5 protein-coding genes are annotated in these 15,109 nt (G+C 42.9%); 4 read left to right on the top strand and 1 reads right to left on the bottom strand.

The genetic code is table 11. The features are described 5' to 3' along the window. Positions 1 to 20: 20 nt before the first annotated feature. Positions 21 to 2,720: a hypothetical protein gene (locus tag ACNOGP_RS15905; RefSeq protein WP_418213173.1), complete on the top strand. Its 2,700-nt coding sequence runs from the start codon at positions 21 to 23 to the stop codon at positions 2,718 to 2,720. A 211-nt stretch (positions 2,721 to 2,931) separates the two neighbouring features. Beyond that, the gene (locus ACNOGP_RS15900) at positions 2,932 to 7,134 is read left to right on the top strand and encodes a beta-d-glucuronidase/beta-L-arabinofuranosidase (RefSeq protein ID WP_418213172.1); all 4,203 of its coding nucleotides are present in this window, start codon (positions 2,932 to 2,934) and stop codon (positions 7,132 to 7,134) included. 69 nt (positions 7,135 to 7,203) lie between these two features. Here the strand turns inward: ACNOGP_RS15900 and ACNOGP_RS15895 are convergent, their stop codons facing one another. After that, positions 7,204 to 8,730 (bottom strand): redoxin domain-containing protein, encoded by a 1,527-nt coding sequence (locus tag ACNOGP_RS15895; RefSeq protein WP_418214767.1) that lies wholly within the window; start codon positions 8,728 to 8,730, stop codon positions 7,204 to 7,206. Positions 8,731 to 8,856: 126 nt separating this feature from the next. Here ACNOGP_RS15895 and ACNOGP_RS15890 point away from each other — a divergent pair, with 126 nt between their 5' ends. Together ACNOGP_RS15890 and ACNOGP_RS15885 are read left to right on the top strand one after the other, a co-directional pair. Then, positions 8,857 to 12,156, top strand: a complete 3,300-nt coding sequence (locus tag ACNOGP_RS15890) for a glycoside hydrolase family 2 TIM barrel-domain containing protein (protein ID WP_418213171.1) — start codon at positions 8,857 to 8,859, stop codon at positions 12,154 to 12,156. Positions 12,157 to 12,186: 30 nt separating this feature from the next. Then, complete coding sequence (locus tag ACNOGP_RS15885) at positions 12,187 to 15,036, top strand: glycoside hydrolase family 2 protein (protein WP_418213170.1); 2,850 nt, start codon at positions 12,187 to 12,189, stop codon at positions 15,034 to 15,036. Positions 15,037 to 15,109: the final 73 nt, after the last annotated feature.

The following is a 15,109-nucleotide window of genomic DNA, read 5'->3' as shown; positions in this document are numbered from 1 at the left end:
CTATAATATATATCAGAAGAATGAAAAATACCAGATTATTCATGTTTGCGGCATGCACACTTTTTTTAGCAGCGTGTGGCAGGCAAACCGTGAAGATTATGACTCCGCCGGATGCGTCAAATCGTGTTTTGTTTGGTGCGGAGCAGTTACAGGCTACCTTGGATAAAGCCGGTTATCAGGTAATGATGCAACAGGGAGACACTACATTCTCCGATCCCGAAATCAAAACAATCTTGCTGACGGAAGTGAATGACACGACACTCAAGAAAGAAGGTTTTCATATTTCGACGACCGGCAATCTGACCAGAGTGTCCGGCAGAGATGGGAGTGGCGTCATTTACGGATGTCGCGAACTGATAGACCGTGTGAATGATTCGGATGGTCGGTTGAATTTCCCGGAAGAATTAAAAGACGGTCCTGAAATGGTATTGCGTGGGGCTTGTGTAGGATTACAGAAGATGACCTACCTGCCGGGACATGGTGTATATGAATATCCGTATACTCCGGAAAGTTTCCCTTGGTTTTATGATAAAGAACAGTGGATTAAATATTTGGATATGCTGGTTGCCAATCGCATGAATTCATTGTATCTCTGGAATGGGCATCCGTTTGCTTCTTTGGTGAAACTGGAAGATTATCCGTTTGCACTGGAAGTAGATGAAGAAACATTCAAAAAGAATGAAGAAATGTTCTCTTTCCTCACAGAAGAAGCGGACAAGCGCGGTATCTTTGTGATACAGATGTTTTATAATATTATTCTTTCCAAACCTTTTGCTGAACATTACGGGCTGAAAACACAGGATCGTAATCGTCCTATTACTCCTTTGATTGCCGATTATACACGCAAGAGTATTGCCGCTTTCATAGAAAAATATCCCAATGTAGGACTACTTGTTTGCCTGGGTGAAGCGATGTGTACGGTAGAGGATGATGTGGAATGGTTTACAAAAACAATTATTCCCGGAGTGAAAGACGGATTACAGGCATTGGGACGTACGGATGAACCGCCTCTTTTGTTGCGTGCACACGACACGGACTGTAAACTGGTGATGGATGCTGCATTGCCGCTTTATAAGAATCTTTATACGATGCATAAATATAATGGTGAATCGTTGACAACTTACGAACCTCGTGGCCCCTGGTCGAAAATACATACGGATTTGAGTTCATTGGGTTCCATCCATATCAGTAACGTACATATCCTGGCCAATCTGGAACCGTTCCGTTGGGGCTCTCCGGATTTCGTACAGAAAGCGGTAACTGCCATGCATAATGTACACGGTGCCAATGCACTGCATCTTTATCCGCAGGCTTCTTATTGGGATTGGCCCTATACGGCTGATAAATTGCCGAACAACGAACGTGAGTTCCAATTGGATCGTGACTGGATTTGGTATCAGACATGGGGACGTTATGCATGGAATTGCCATCGCGATCGTACAGATGAGATGGGCTACTGGAACCATCAGTTAGGGAAGTTCTATGGAACATCTGACGAGAATGCAAACAATATCCGCGTAGCTTATGAAGAAAGTGGTGAGATTGCTCCAAAGCTATTACGTCGTTTCGGTATCACAGAGGGAAATCGCCAGACATTATTGCTGGGTATGTTTATGAGCCAACTTGTCAATCCATATAAATATACCATCTATCCGGGATTCTATGAAAGTTGCGGACCGGAAGGGGAGAAGCTGATAGAATATGTAGAGAAAGAATGGAAAAAGCAACCTCATGTAGGTGAAATGCCTTTGGATATTGTTGCTCAAGTAATAGAGCACGGGGATAAGGCAGTAGCGGCTATTGATAAGGCGGCCGCCTCCGTATCTTCAAATAAGGACGAATTTGCCCGTTTACAAAATGATATGCATTGTTATCGTGAATTTGCGTATGCGTTCAACCTGAAAGTGAAAGCCGCCAAGCTGGTATTGGATTATCAATGGGGCAAAGACATCAAAAACCTTGAAGAAGCTATTCCTTTGATGGAACAAAGCCTGGAGCATTATCGTAAATTGGTGGAATTGACAGACGAACATTACTTGTATGCCAACAGTATGCAGACAGCTCAACGTCGTATTCCTATCGGTGGAGATGATGGAAAGAATAAGACTTGGAAAGAATTGCTGGTACACTACGAAAAAGAATTGGAGAACTTCAAAGCTAATCTCGCCCTGTTGAAAGAAAAACAGAATGGAAATGCGGTGGCTGAAACTGTAGAGATTGCTGCCTGGGCTCCTGCAAACGTAAAACTGATCTCTAATTATCCGGCAGTGAAAGTGGAGGAGGGTACTTCTTTATTTGTCGATCTTCCGGGTAAGATAGAAGCAGTAGCTCCTGAATTGAAAGGAATGAAAGCGCTTCGTTTCAAAGGAAACGAGCAGAGAGAGAAAGGCACGAGTATCACTTTCGAAACAGATGCTCCGGTGAAATTATTAGTAGCCTATTTCAAAGATGACCAGAAAAAGTATGCAAAGGCTCCAAAACTGGAAATCGATGCATCAGCCAATGATTACGGTCAGGCGGAACCTGTGTTGACGAATGCTGTCCGTATCAACGGAATGCCTTTGGCAAATGTACATGCATATAGTTTTCCGGCCGGAAAGCATACACTGATGTTACCCAAAGGTTATCTGCAAGTGCTAGGATTTACTGCTGTAGAGATGAAGGTGCGTAATGCCGGACTTGCCGGGGATGAAGAAACAATGGATTGGTTATTTTACTAATATTTCACCACAGAGGACACGGAGGACACAGAGTTCTTCTCTCTCTTTTCCGTAAGTAAAACAGAGCGATAAATACGATTATAAATACGTAAGACTCTTTGTTACTCAAAAATAGTAAACCTCTGTGTCCTCCGTGTCCTCTGTGGTGAAAAATAAATTATCATTTAATGGTTATGCACTATTTAAGTATTAAACGATTAGAAAAAGTATCATGAAGAAGAAGTTATTGCTGACTGTTTTTAGTATAACCACTACCTTTTCTCTGTATGCGCAACACGAAGTCCCGCAGGAACGGATGGAGCAGATTTATGAAGAGGTGAAGACACCGTATAAGTACGGTCTTGCCATCGCACCGGCAGACAATCATCATAAGATCGATTGCCCTACCGTTTTCCGTCAGGGAGACAAGTGGTTGATGACCTACGTCGTCTATAACGGTAAAAGTGGAACGGACGGACGCGGATACGAGACATGGATAGCGGAAAGCGACAATTTGCTTGAATGGCGTACTTTGGGACGAATTCTTTCTTATCGGGATGGAAAATGGGACTGTAACCAGCGTGGCGGCTTTCCTGCATTACCGGATATGGAATGGGGTGGAAGCTATGAACTTCAAACTTATAAAGGCCGCCATTGGATGACGTATATCGGTGGCGAAGGCACCGGCTACGAAGCAGTGAAAGCTCCGCTTTACATCGGACTGGCATCAACAAAAGGAGATATTTCTACTGCCCACGAATGGGAATCTCTGGACAAACCGATCTTGAGCATCCATGATAAAGATGCCCAATGGTGGGAGAAACTGACTCAATATAAGAGTACTGTTTATTGGGATAAGGATAAAACGTTGGGCGCTCCGTTTGTAATGTATTACAATGCAGGTGGCCGTCATCCGGAAACGGATTTAAAAGGAGAACGTGTCGGCATCGCTCTTTCCAAGGATATGAAGACCTGGAAACGTTATCCGGGAAATCCGGTCTTTGCACATGAAGCGGATGGAACGATTACGGGAGATGCATATATCCAGAAGATGGGAGATGTGTATGTGATGTTCTATTTCTCAGCTTTTGAACCTTCGCGTAAATATAAGGCATTCAATACGTTTGCCGCCAGCTATGATTTGGTGAACTGGACTGACTGGAAAGGAGCCGACCTGGTTATCCCTTCCAAGAACTACGATGAATTGTTTGCTCATAAGAGTTATGTGGTAAAGCATGATGGAGTGGTTTATCATTTTTATTGTGCGGTAAACAACGCAGAGCAACGTGGCATTGCCATCGCTACCAGTAAGCCGATGGGACGTTCGGCGGTTCGCTTTCCGAAACCGGAAATTAAAAATCGTCGGTTAATCACTACATTGAATGAGGGTTGGAAGACTTGGATTACAGAGGCGACTCATTTGAAAGGTAATTTTATGATGCTTGCAAAGACGGTGAATATCCCTCATAATTGGGATGATTATTATGGATATCGCCAGTTGACACATGGAAATATGCATGGAACTGCCATGTATGTGAAAGACTTCACCGTCGATATAAAATCCGGGAAACGATATTTCCTTCGTTTTGATGGAGTGGGTACATACGCTACCATTAAAGTAAACGGAACGGACTTCGGACGTCATCCTGTTGGACGTACTACATTAACCTTGGACGTTACAGATGCAATGAAGCAGGGAACAAATCGTCTGGAAGTAAAAGCCGAGCATCCGGAAATGATTGCCGATATGCCTTGGGTATGTGGTGGATGTTCATCGGAATGGGGATTCAGTGAAGGGTCACAGCCCTTCGGTATTTTCCGTCCTGTGGTGCTGGAGGTGACCGATGAAATTCGTATAGAACCTTTTGGTGTACACATCTGGAATGATGAAAAGGCTGCTAACGTATTTGTTGAAACGGAGGTTAAGAATTATGGTAAGGCAACAGAAACGATAGAGTTGGTTAATAAACTAAGCAATGCCGATGGAAAACAAGTGTTCCGTTTGGTGGAGAAAGTAACTTTGGCTCCGGGAGAAATGAAAGTCGTTCGCCAGCAAGCTCCTGTCGAGAAACCTGTTTTGTGGGATACAGAAAATCCATATCTCTATAAACTAGCCAGTATGATTAAGCGTGATACAAAAACTACGGATGAAATCTCAACACCGTTTGGTATCCGTACCATTAGCTGGCCTGTCAAACGGAATGATGGAGATGGACGTTTTTACCTGAATGGAAAACCGGTGTTTATTAATGGGGTATGCGAGTACGAACATCAGTTTGGACAGAGCCATGCATTCAGCAATGAACAGGTGGCTGCAAGAGTAAAACAGATATGTGCGGCCGGGTTCAATGCATTCCGGGATGCTCACCAGCCCCATCATCTCGACTATCAGAAGTATTGGGATGAAGAGGGAATCCTGTTCTGGACACAATTATCTGCTCATGTATGGTATGATACTCCGGAGTTTCGCGAGAACTTCAAAAAGTTACTTCGTCAATGGGTGAAAGAACGTCGCAATTCTCCTTCAGTGGTAATGTGGGGATTACAGAATGAAAGTACTTTACCTCGTGAATTTGCACGGGAATGCAGTGATATTATTCGTGAGATGGACCCGACTGCAAAGACAATGCGTGTCATTACAACTTGTAATGGCGGTGAAGGTACAGACTGGAATGTGATTCAGAATTGGAGCGGTACGTATGGGGGAGATGTGACTAAATATAGTCGGGAACTTTCTCAAGCCAACCAATTATTGAATGGGGAATATGGAGCATGGAGAAGCATCGGTTTGCATACGGAACCGGGAGATTTCCAAGTGAATGGTGTGTGGAGTGAAGACCGTATGTGCCAGTTGATGGAAACCAAAATCCGTTTGGCGGAGCAGGTTAAAGATAGTGTTTGCGGACAGTTTCAGTGGATATACAGCAGCCATGACAATCCCGGACGTCGCCAACCGGATGAAGCATATCGCCAAATAGATAAAGTCGGTCCGTTCAATTACAAAGGATTGGTTACTCCGTGGGAAGAACCGTTGGATGTGTATTATATGTATCGTGCCAACTATGTTTCCGCAGCCAAAGATCCGATGGTCTATCTTGTATCCCATACATGGGCTGACCGTTTTGAGAAAGGACGTCGCCGTGCTACTATAGAGGCTTACAGTAATTGTGATTCAGTGTTGCTTTACAATGATATGACAAGTGAAAAGGCAACCTTCCTCGGACGTAAAAAGAACAATGGAGTGGGCACTCATTTTATGTGGGAAAACCGGGATATTCGCTATAATGTACTTCGTGCTGTGGGATATTATAAAGGCAAACCGGTAGCGGAAGACCTGATAGTGTTCAAGGGTTTGGAACAGGCCCCGAATTTCGAACTTCTTTATCAGGACGATAAAAAAATATTGAAAGGAGAGGCAGGATATAATTATCTATATCGTCTAAATTGCGGAGGAGATGATTATACGGATAGTTTCGGACAGTTGTGGTTGCAGGATAATACGAACTATTCCCATTCATGGGCAGAAAACTTCAAGGATCTGAATTCATATCTTGCCAGCCAACGTACTACCAATGATCCGATTCGTGGCACTCGTGACTGGAAGTTATTCCAACATTTCCGTTTCGGGCGTCATCAGTTGGAATATCGTTTCCCTGTGGCAGATGGAACCTATCGTATTGAACTGTATTTCACAGAACCCTGGCATGGCACAGGCGGAAGTGCTTCTACCGACTGTGAAGGGCTGCGTATCTTCGATGTTGCCGTGAATGATTCTGTCGTATTAGACGACTTGGATATCTGGGCAGAAAGTGGTCATGACGGAGTTTGCAAGAAGGTGATATATGCCACAGTGACAGGGGGAATGTTGAGAATTCATTTCCCGGAAGTGAAAGCTGGTCAAGCCTTGATTTCGGGTATCGCTATTGCTTCCACAAATGAGGAACTGAAACCGACGGTATTCCCAGCATCCGATTGGAGTTGGGAAAAGGCAGATAAAGAAGTGATGGAAAAGACTCCAAAAGAGTTGCTTCCTGAGGACAAGAACGCCCGTGTCAGTATATCATACGAAGCGGAAACAGCTACACTAAAAGGTAAATTCCAAAAGAAAGAACATCGTAAACAGATGGGAGTATTCTTTGGTAAAGGAAAAGGGAACAGCATTGAGTGGAATGTTTCTACCGGGCTGGCTCAAGTGTATGCGCTTCGCTTTAAGTATATGAATACTACCGGAAAACCAATGCCTGTCATCATGAAGTTCATAGATTCGAAAGGGGTGGTATTGAAAGAGGATGTATTGACCTTCCCGGAGACACCGGATAAATGGAAGATGATGAGCACCACTACCGGAACCTTTATCAATGCCGGACATTATAAAGTATTACTTTCGGCAGAAAAGATGGATGGGCTCGCTTTTGATGCGTTGGATATTCAATAACAAAATAGAGGTGTGTCAAAAACTCCCTTTCAATTTATAAGGGTTTGGACACACCTCTATTCTATTTCTCTACTTACTAAGTTTTATCCCATTTATTTGCCAGTCGTTTTGGGCTGTTCCTTCCGTGAAATTAAATAATTTTGTTTCGAGAGGTAATGGTTTGAATGTCAGAGAAAATTCGGCTTTTCCACTTTCCGGTAGAAAGAAATGCTCACCGGGAGTAATACCGTCTGCTTTTTGTAAGGTGTATGATGCACCCATCCCATCTACTAGTTGAGCATTCTTACTTACTTGTATCCAGTATTTAGGTATGTAATATGCATAAAAATGAACGATAGTAGCTGTATCAGTCAATTCTACTTGTTTCACTTCGAGGATATCAGTATTGGTTGATTCAAACTTTGGATGGTTAACAATTTTTTTATTAGCGTCTTGAGTGATACTCATCTCTCGTTTTGCCGCATCCAAATATCTACGTATTTTTAATTTTAGACTGCCTTCACCATAACCCGACCACATCTTCATTATTTTGCCTTCAGGAGAGATAAGAACATAATTAGGAATACCGTTGACATCATATACGGCATATAGCCCTGCGCATTGTTTCAGATCGCTCAAGTTTTGCCAGGTCATTTCATGTTGTGCAGAAGCAGCCTTCCATCTGCTTTGAGTATCCGAACTCAAACTAATGATAGTGAGCCGATCTTTATATTGCTCTTGAAGTTCTTTCATTTCAGGTAAAGCCATGATACAGGGACCACAACCGCTGCTCCAGAAATCAAGTAACATATATTTCCCTTTGAAATCAGCTAAATGATGTACCTTTCCATTCAAATCGTAAAGATCGGCATCTGCCATATCGTCTCCTTCTTTCACCGTTTTAGGAGGAAAGAGATTAACCTTAATTTCTTGTGCTTCGATGGAGGCTTTCTGTTCTTCGTTTAGTCTGTCATACAAAGCCAGTATTTCTTCTCTATGGGTAAACTTGGGATTATATTTCAAAGACATACTTAAACGAAGTAATTTTTCCATCCAGACATTGGTAATAGCGACTTCCTTCATTAAATTCAGTTCCCGCTGGCTGATAATGGCTAATATACTATCAGTCTTTGTACGTATTGTGTTCAGTTCAGCTTCCGAAGCAGAACGCATGCCATCTTCTTTGACTGCTAAACGTTGAAATTCGTCCCATAAATCGCGAGAGTCTTCTATGAATCTATTGTGTTCCTGTTGTTCTTTTGCCGGGCTGTCTACCTTCCATGTATAAATCAGAGAATTTGCACCTGTTATCTTAATTTGGGCGTCAGGAATGGCATAAATATCTAATGCCATTGGAGGGAAATCCGCACTGTGACACATGAGAGACAGATGATCTAAACCGCTTTCTCCTGCATTTCGTTTGAAAAAGAAAGTGCCATTACGTATCGTATCCGTGGCAACCACACTTCCTACACGTCCATCTGTCAGAAATAAAGAGGCGGGAGTTCCATCTTTCACTCCTTTTACCTCACCTTTAATTGTATACTCGTGCTGTGCTTGTGAAACAAGGCTACTTAATAAAAAGATGCTGCTCAATAGTATTTTTTTCATAATAATAATATTAGAAGTAATTAGATTCCACAAGGTAAAGCTTTTCTTTATAGAGTGTTACTCCTTTTATTGTTCTTTAATATTTCTGTAAAAGAAAAGGGTACAAAATGCCCTTTCGTCCGTCTACTTGATATGAAGAAAAAAGAACGAATGAAAATATATACTTTACTGCTTGGTGTCTTGTTTGTTAGCCCAATACAGGCACAAACAATACATGATTGGGAGAATCATCATGTTCTTCAGATTAATCGTGAACCGGCAAGAGCCGCTTTTATCCCTTTCTCTATACAGAAAGGAGACTGTTCGATGTCTTTGGATGGAACTTGGAAATTCCGTTGGACTCCTGTTCCCAATGAAAGAGTCCTGAATTTCTATCAGATAAACTTTGATGATAAAAGCTGGACAGATTTTCCTGTTCCGGCAAACTGGGAAGTGAACGGATATGGTACGCCTATTTATGTTTCAGCAGGTTACCCGTTCAAAATAGATCCTCCACGAGTGATGGGAGAACCCAAAACTGACTATACCACGTATAAAGAACGAAACCCTGTCGGACAATATCGCCGTACATTTGTTTTGCCAGCCGGATGGGAAGCAAACGGGCAGACTTTTCTACGGTTTGAGGGCGTAATGAGTGCCTTTTATGTTTGGATCAATGGCGAACGGGTAGGGTATAGCCAAGGCAGTATGGAACCGAGTGAATTTAACGTCACGGAGTATCTGAAATCCGGAGAAAATCAGATTTCATTGGAAGTTTACCGATATAGTGACGGTTCCTACCTGGAAGATCAGGATTTCTGGCGTTTTGGAGGTATTCACCGCAGTATTCACCTGATACATACTCCGGACATTCGTATCCGTGATTATGCTATACGCACTCTGCCTGCATCTGCCGGTAATTATAAAGACTTTATTTTGCAGATTGATCCGCAATTCAGTGTGTATAGAGGAATGACCGGTAAAGGTTATATTCTGCAAGGAGTATTAAAAGATGCTTCAGGCAAAGAAATTGTTGCATTGAAAGGCGATGTGGAAGATATACTTGATTTGGAGCATAAAGCAAGCCGGATGAATGAATGGTATCCGCAACGGGGACCTCGTAAAATGGGACGTTTATCAGCCGTTATAAAATCACCGGAAAGATGGACGGCAGAAACGCCCTATCTTTATAAGCTGCACTTAACCTTGCAAAATGAGGAAGGAAAAGTATTGGAACGGATAGAACAAGCTGTGGGCTTCCGTTCTGTAGAAATCAAAAAAGGACAACTGTTGGTGAATGGCAGTCCGGTTCGTTTTCGTGGAGTAAATCGCCATGAACATGATCCCCGAACGGCACGTGTCATGAGCGAGGAACGAATGCTTCAGGATATTCTTTTAATGAAACAGGCGAATATAAATGCAGTACGTACCAGTCATTATCCGAACGTCAGCCGTTGGTATGAGTTATGCGACAGCTTGGGACTGTATGTAATGGACGAAGCGGATATAGAGGAACATGGATTGCGCGGAACATTGGCAAGCACTCCCGACTGGCATGCAGCATTTATGGACCGTGCAGTTCGTATGGCGGAGCGTGATAAGAATTATCCAAGCATCGTCATGTGGAGCATGGGAAACGAGAGTGGTTATGGACCGAACTTCGCCGCTATCTCTGCATGGCTGCATGATTTTGACCCGACTCGTCCTGTACATTATGAAGGAGCACAAGGAGTGGATGGCGATCCTGACCCGAAAACTGTCGATGTTATCAGCCGCTTTTATACCCGGGTGAAACAAGAATACTTGAATCCCGGTATTGCCGAAGGAGAGGATAAAGAACGCGCTGAAAATGCACGTTGGGAACGGTTGCTGGAGATTGCGGAACGTACCAATGACGACCGTCCGGTAATGACAAGTGAATATGCACATTCCATGGGGAATGCATTGGGAAATTTCAAAGAATATTGGGATGAGATATATAGCAATCCCCGTATGCTGGGTGGTTTTATATGGGATTGGGTAGATCAGGGAATCTACAAAACTTTACCAGATGGCCGTACCATGGTGGCTTATGGTGGTGATTTTGGTGATAAACCGAATTTAAAGGCGTTCTGCTTTAATGGATTGCTGATGAGCGAGCGTGAAACTACGCCTAAATATTGGGAAGTAAAGAAAGTGTATGCACCCGTCGAACTAAAAATGGAAAACGGGAAACTGAAAGTGACGAACCGGAATCACCACACCGGCTTGTCTCAATATCGTTGCCTATGGACTGTGTCAATCGATGGAAAGCAGAAAGAGCAGGGAGAAATTACCTTACCGGAAATAGCTCCCGGAGGGAGTCAGACGATAGATTTGCCGACTTTCCGCTCATTATCAGGTGAGAGTTCTTTAAACAGGAAACGAACACAGAACAGCATGACAAATCCTGCTTCCGACTATCGATTAAAGGTAAGTATCGTCCTAAAATCCGATGCTCTTTGGGCTAAAGCAGGACACGAGATCGCTTGGGAACAGTTCTGCCTGCAGGAAGGAGATTTAATCTCAACTGATCTTGTAAATAAAGGAAGGTTAAAGATAAAAGAGGATGGTCGGCTTTTCACGGTCAGTGGACGTGACTTTTCCGTTCAATGGAAGAAAACTCAAACAGGAACGATGACTTCCCTTATCTATAATGGAAAAGAGATGTTACACAGTTCCGATGATTATCCTATTCAACCGTCAACACAGGTTTTTCGTGCTCCGACAGACAATGATAAAAGCTTTGGAAACTGGTTGGCTAAAGATTGGAAATTACATAAAATGGACAATCCGCAGGTCAGCATGGAGTCTTTCAGTCACGAAGTACGTCCGGACGGTGCGGTAGTAGTCCGAGTACGAAAAAATAATTTATATAAAGAGGGAAAAGTGACGACAACCTCCATCTATACTATTTGTTCGGATGGGACAATTGATTTGAAATCAAGTTTTATGCCACAAGGGACATTGCCCGAATTGCCTCGTTTAGGAATTGCATTCGGCATAGCACCTGCTTATAATACATTTACGTGGTATGGAAGAGGACCACAAGACAATTATCCGGATCGTAAGACTTCTGCTGCCATAGGGCTATGGAAAGGAACGGTAGATGAACAATATGTACATTATCCACGTCCACAGGATAGCGGTAACAAAGAGGAAGTACGTTATCTTACCTTGACGAATAAGCGCAATAAAGGTATTCGCATTGATGCGGTGGAAAATGTTTTTTCTGCATCCGCCTTGCACTATACTGCTCAGGATCTCTACAAAGAAACTCACGACTGTTGTTTGAAACCGCGTGCAGAAGTTATTTTGAGTCTGGATGCAGCTGTACTCGGATTAGGCAATAGCAGTTGTGGACCGGGTGTTCTAAAAAAATATGCAATTGAAAAGAAGGAACACACTTTACATATACGGATCAGTAAACTATGACATTATTAAAATAAAATAACAAGAATAACAATGAGAAAAGTAACCGCTTTATTATCGACTTTAGCGTTAGCAACTACTTTGACCGCCCAGAATCTTCCGCAGACGGAACGACAGTACCTTTCCGGTCGTGGTTGTGATGACATGGTAGAATGGGACTTCTTCTGTACCGACGGACGTAACTCCGGCAAATGGACGAAGATTGGTGTACCATCATGTTGGGAACTACAAGGATTCGGCACTTATCAGTATGGAATTACTTTTTATGGTAAACCATTTCCGGAAGGTGTTGCTGACGAGAAAGGTATGTACAAGTATGAATTCGAAGTACCGGAAAAGTTTCGGGGACAACAAGTAAATCTTGTATTCGAGGCTTCAATGACGGATACGGAAGTCAAAGTGAACGGGCGAAAGGTCGGCTCGAAACATCAGGGGGCGTTTTATCGTTTTTCATATAATGTCACTGACTTTTTGAAATATGGCAAAAAGAACCTGCTGGAAGTAACCGTAGCCAAAGAAAGTGAAAATGCTAGTGTAAATCTAGCCGAGCGCCGTGCTGATTATTGGAATTTCGGAGGTATCTTCCGACCGGTATTCCTGGAAGTAAAACCTGCTATTAATTTGCGGCACATTGCCATTGATGCACAGATGGATGGAACTTTCCGTGCCAATTGTTACAGTAATATTTCCAATGATGGAATGAGTATCCGCGCTCAGATTCTGGATAATAAAAACCAGAAACTGGCAGAAACCACCGTACCGGTGAAGACAGGAGGAGATTGGACATCTTTGCAATTGAAAGTTTCCAATCCGGCTTTGTGGACTGCGGAAACTCCTAATCTTTACAAAGCTCAATTCTCTCTGCTTGATAAGAACGGTAAAGTATTACATTATGAAACTGAGAGCTTCGGTTTCCGCACGATTGAAGTACACGAGAGTGACGGACTTTACATAAATGGGGTACGTATCAATGTAAGGGGTGTCAATCGGCATAGTTTCCGTCCGGAAAGCGGTCGTACGTTAAGTAAGGCAAAAAATATCGAGGACGTCCTGTTGATTAAAAGCATGAATATGAACGCTGTCCGCTTAAGTCATTATCCGGCAGACCCCGAATTCCTGGAAGCTTGTGATTCTCTCGGGCTCTATGTTATGGATGAGTTAGGAGGGTGGCATGGAAAATATGATACTCCGACCGGAGTACGCTTGATAGAGGGAATGATAGAACGTGATGTGAATCATCCGTCTATTATCTGGTGGAGCAATGGTAATGAAAAAGGATGGAATACCGAATTGGACGGAGAGTTTCATAAATACGACCCGCAGAAACGTCCGGTTATTCACCCGCAAGGCAACTTCTCCGGTTTTGAAACAATGCATTACCGCTCTTACGGAGAAAGCCAGAACTATATGCGTTTACCGCAAATCTTCATGCCCACAGAATTCTTGCATGGTTTGTACGATGGCGGTCATGGTGCCGGATTATATGATTATTGGGAAATGATGCGCAAGCATCCCCGTTGTATCGGTGGTTTCCTTTGGGTATTGGCAGATGAAGGAGTGAAGCGTGTGGACATGGATGGCTTCATTGATAATCAGGGAAACTTTGGAGCAGACGGTATTGTAGGACCACATCACGAAAAGGAGGGTAGCTACTACACTATCAAGCAGTTATGGAGTCCTGTACAGATTATGAATACTTCTATCGACAGGCTATTTGACGGTAAACTCTCAGTAGAGAACCGCTATGATTATCTAAATCTGAATACCTGCCAATTTGTTTGGAAACAAGTCAAGTTTCCTAAAGTGACAGATACTTCAAATGCTACTACTCAGATCCTGAAAGAGGGTAAAGTGCAAGGAAGTGATGTAGCGGCTCATGCTACCGGTATACAGGATCTTAAAACAAGCATTCTTTCCGATGCAGACGCTCTCTTTCTGACAGCTATTGATCAATACGGACACGAACTTTGGCGTTGGACTTTCCCTATAGATAAACTGAACCAACCGATAGAACAGTATTCTCCATTATCTAACCGCTCCACTTATACGGAAACAGAAAAGGAACTCACAGTAAAAGCAAATAACCGCACATTTGTATTCTCCAAAGTGGACGGACAACTGAAAGGAGTATCTATAGATAACCGTAAAATCAGTTTTGCTAATGGTCCTCGTTTTATAGCCGCTCGCCGTGCCGACCGTTCATTGGATCAGTTCTACAACCATGACGATGAGAAAGCAAAGGAGAAAGACCGGACTTACAGCGAATTTCCTGATGCAGCCGTATTTACTAATTTGGATGTAAAAGAAGACAGAGGGAACTTAATCGTTACAGCTCATTATAAATTGGGCAATTTGGATAAAGCTCAATGGACAATCAATCCAAGTGGGGTAGTTACGCTTGACTATACTTATAATTTCTCGGGTGTAGTAGACCTGATGGGAATCCGCTTTGATTATCCCGAAGATCAAGTACTTAGTAAACGTTGGTTGGGAGCAGGACCTTATCGTGTATGGCAGAATCGTATTCATGGTACACAGTACGATATTTGGGAAAATGACTATAACGATCCCATACCGGGCGAAACATTTACCTATCCGGAATTTAAAGGTTATTTCGGTAACGTTTCCTGGATGAATATTCGCACTAAAGAAGGCCTAATCAGTCTGACCAACGAAACTCCGAATTCTTATATCGGAATATATCAACCCCGTGACGGACGTGATCGTTTATTGTATACACTTCCGGAAAGTGGTATTTCTGTCTTGAATGTGATCCCTCCGGTGCGCAACAAAGTTAATTCTACTGATTTATGCGGACCTTCCTCGCAGCCTAAATGGGTGGACGGTTCTAAGACTGGACGCATCGTATTCCGATTCGAATGATATTTGCCGCCATATAATAGTATTTATTTTACGCTCAAAGAAGTTTCTTAATAACATCTTTGAGCGTAAAATA

It is taken from the genome of Bacteroides difficilis (assembly GCF_048319815.1).
GTDB classification, from domain to species: Bacteria; Bacteroidota; Bacteroidia; order Bacteroidales; family Bacteroidaceae; genus Bacteroides; species Bacteroides zhangwenhongii.
This window is presented reverse-complemented; position numbering and strand designations above follow the sequence as displayed.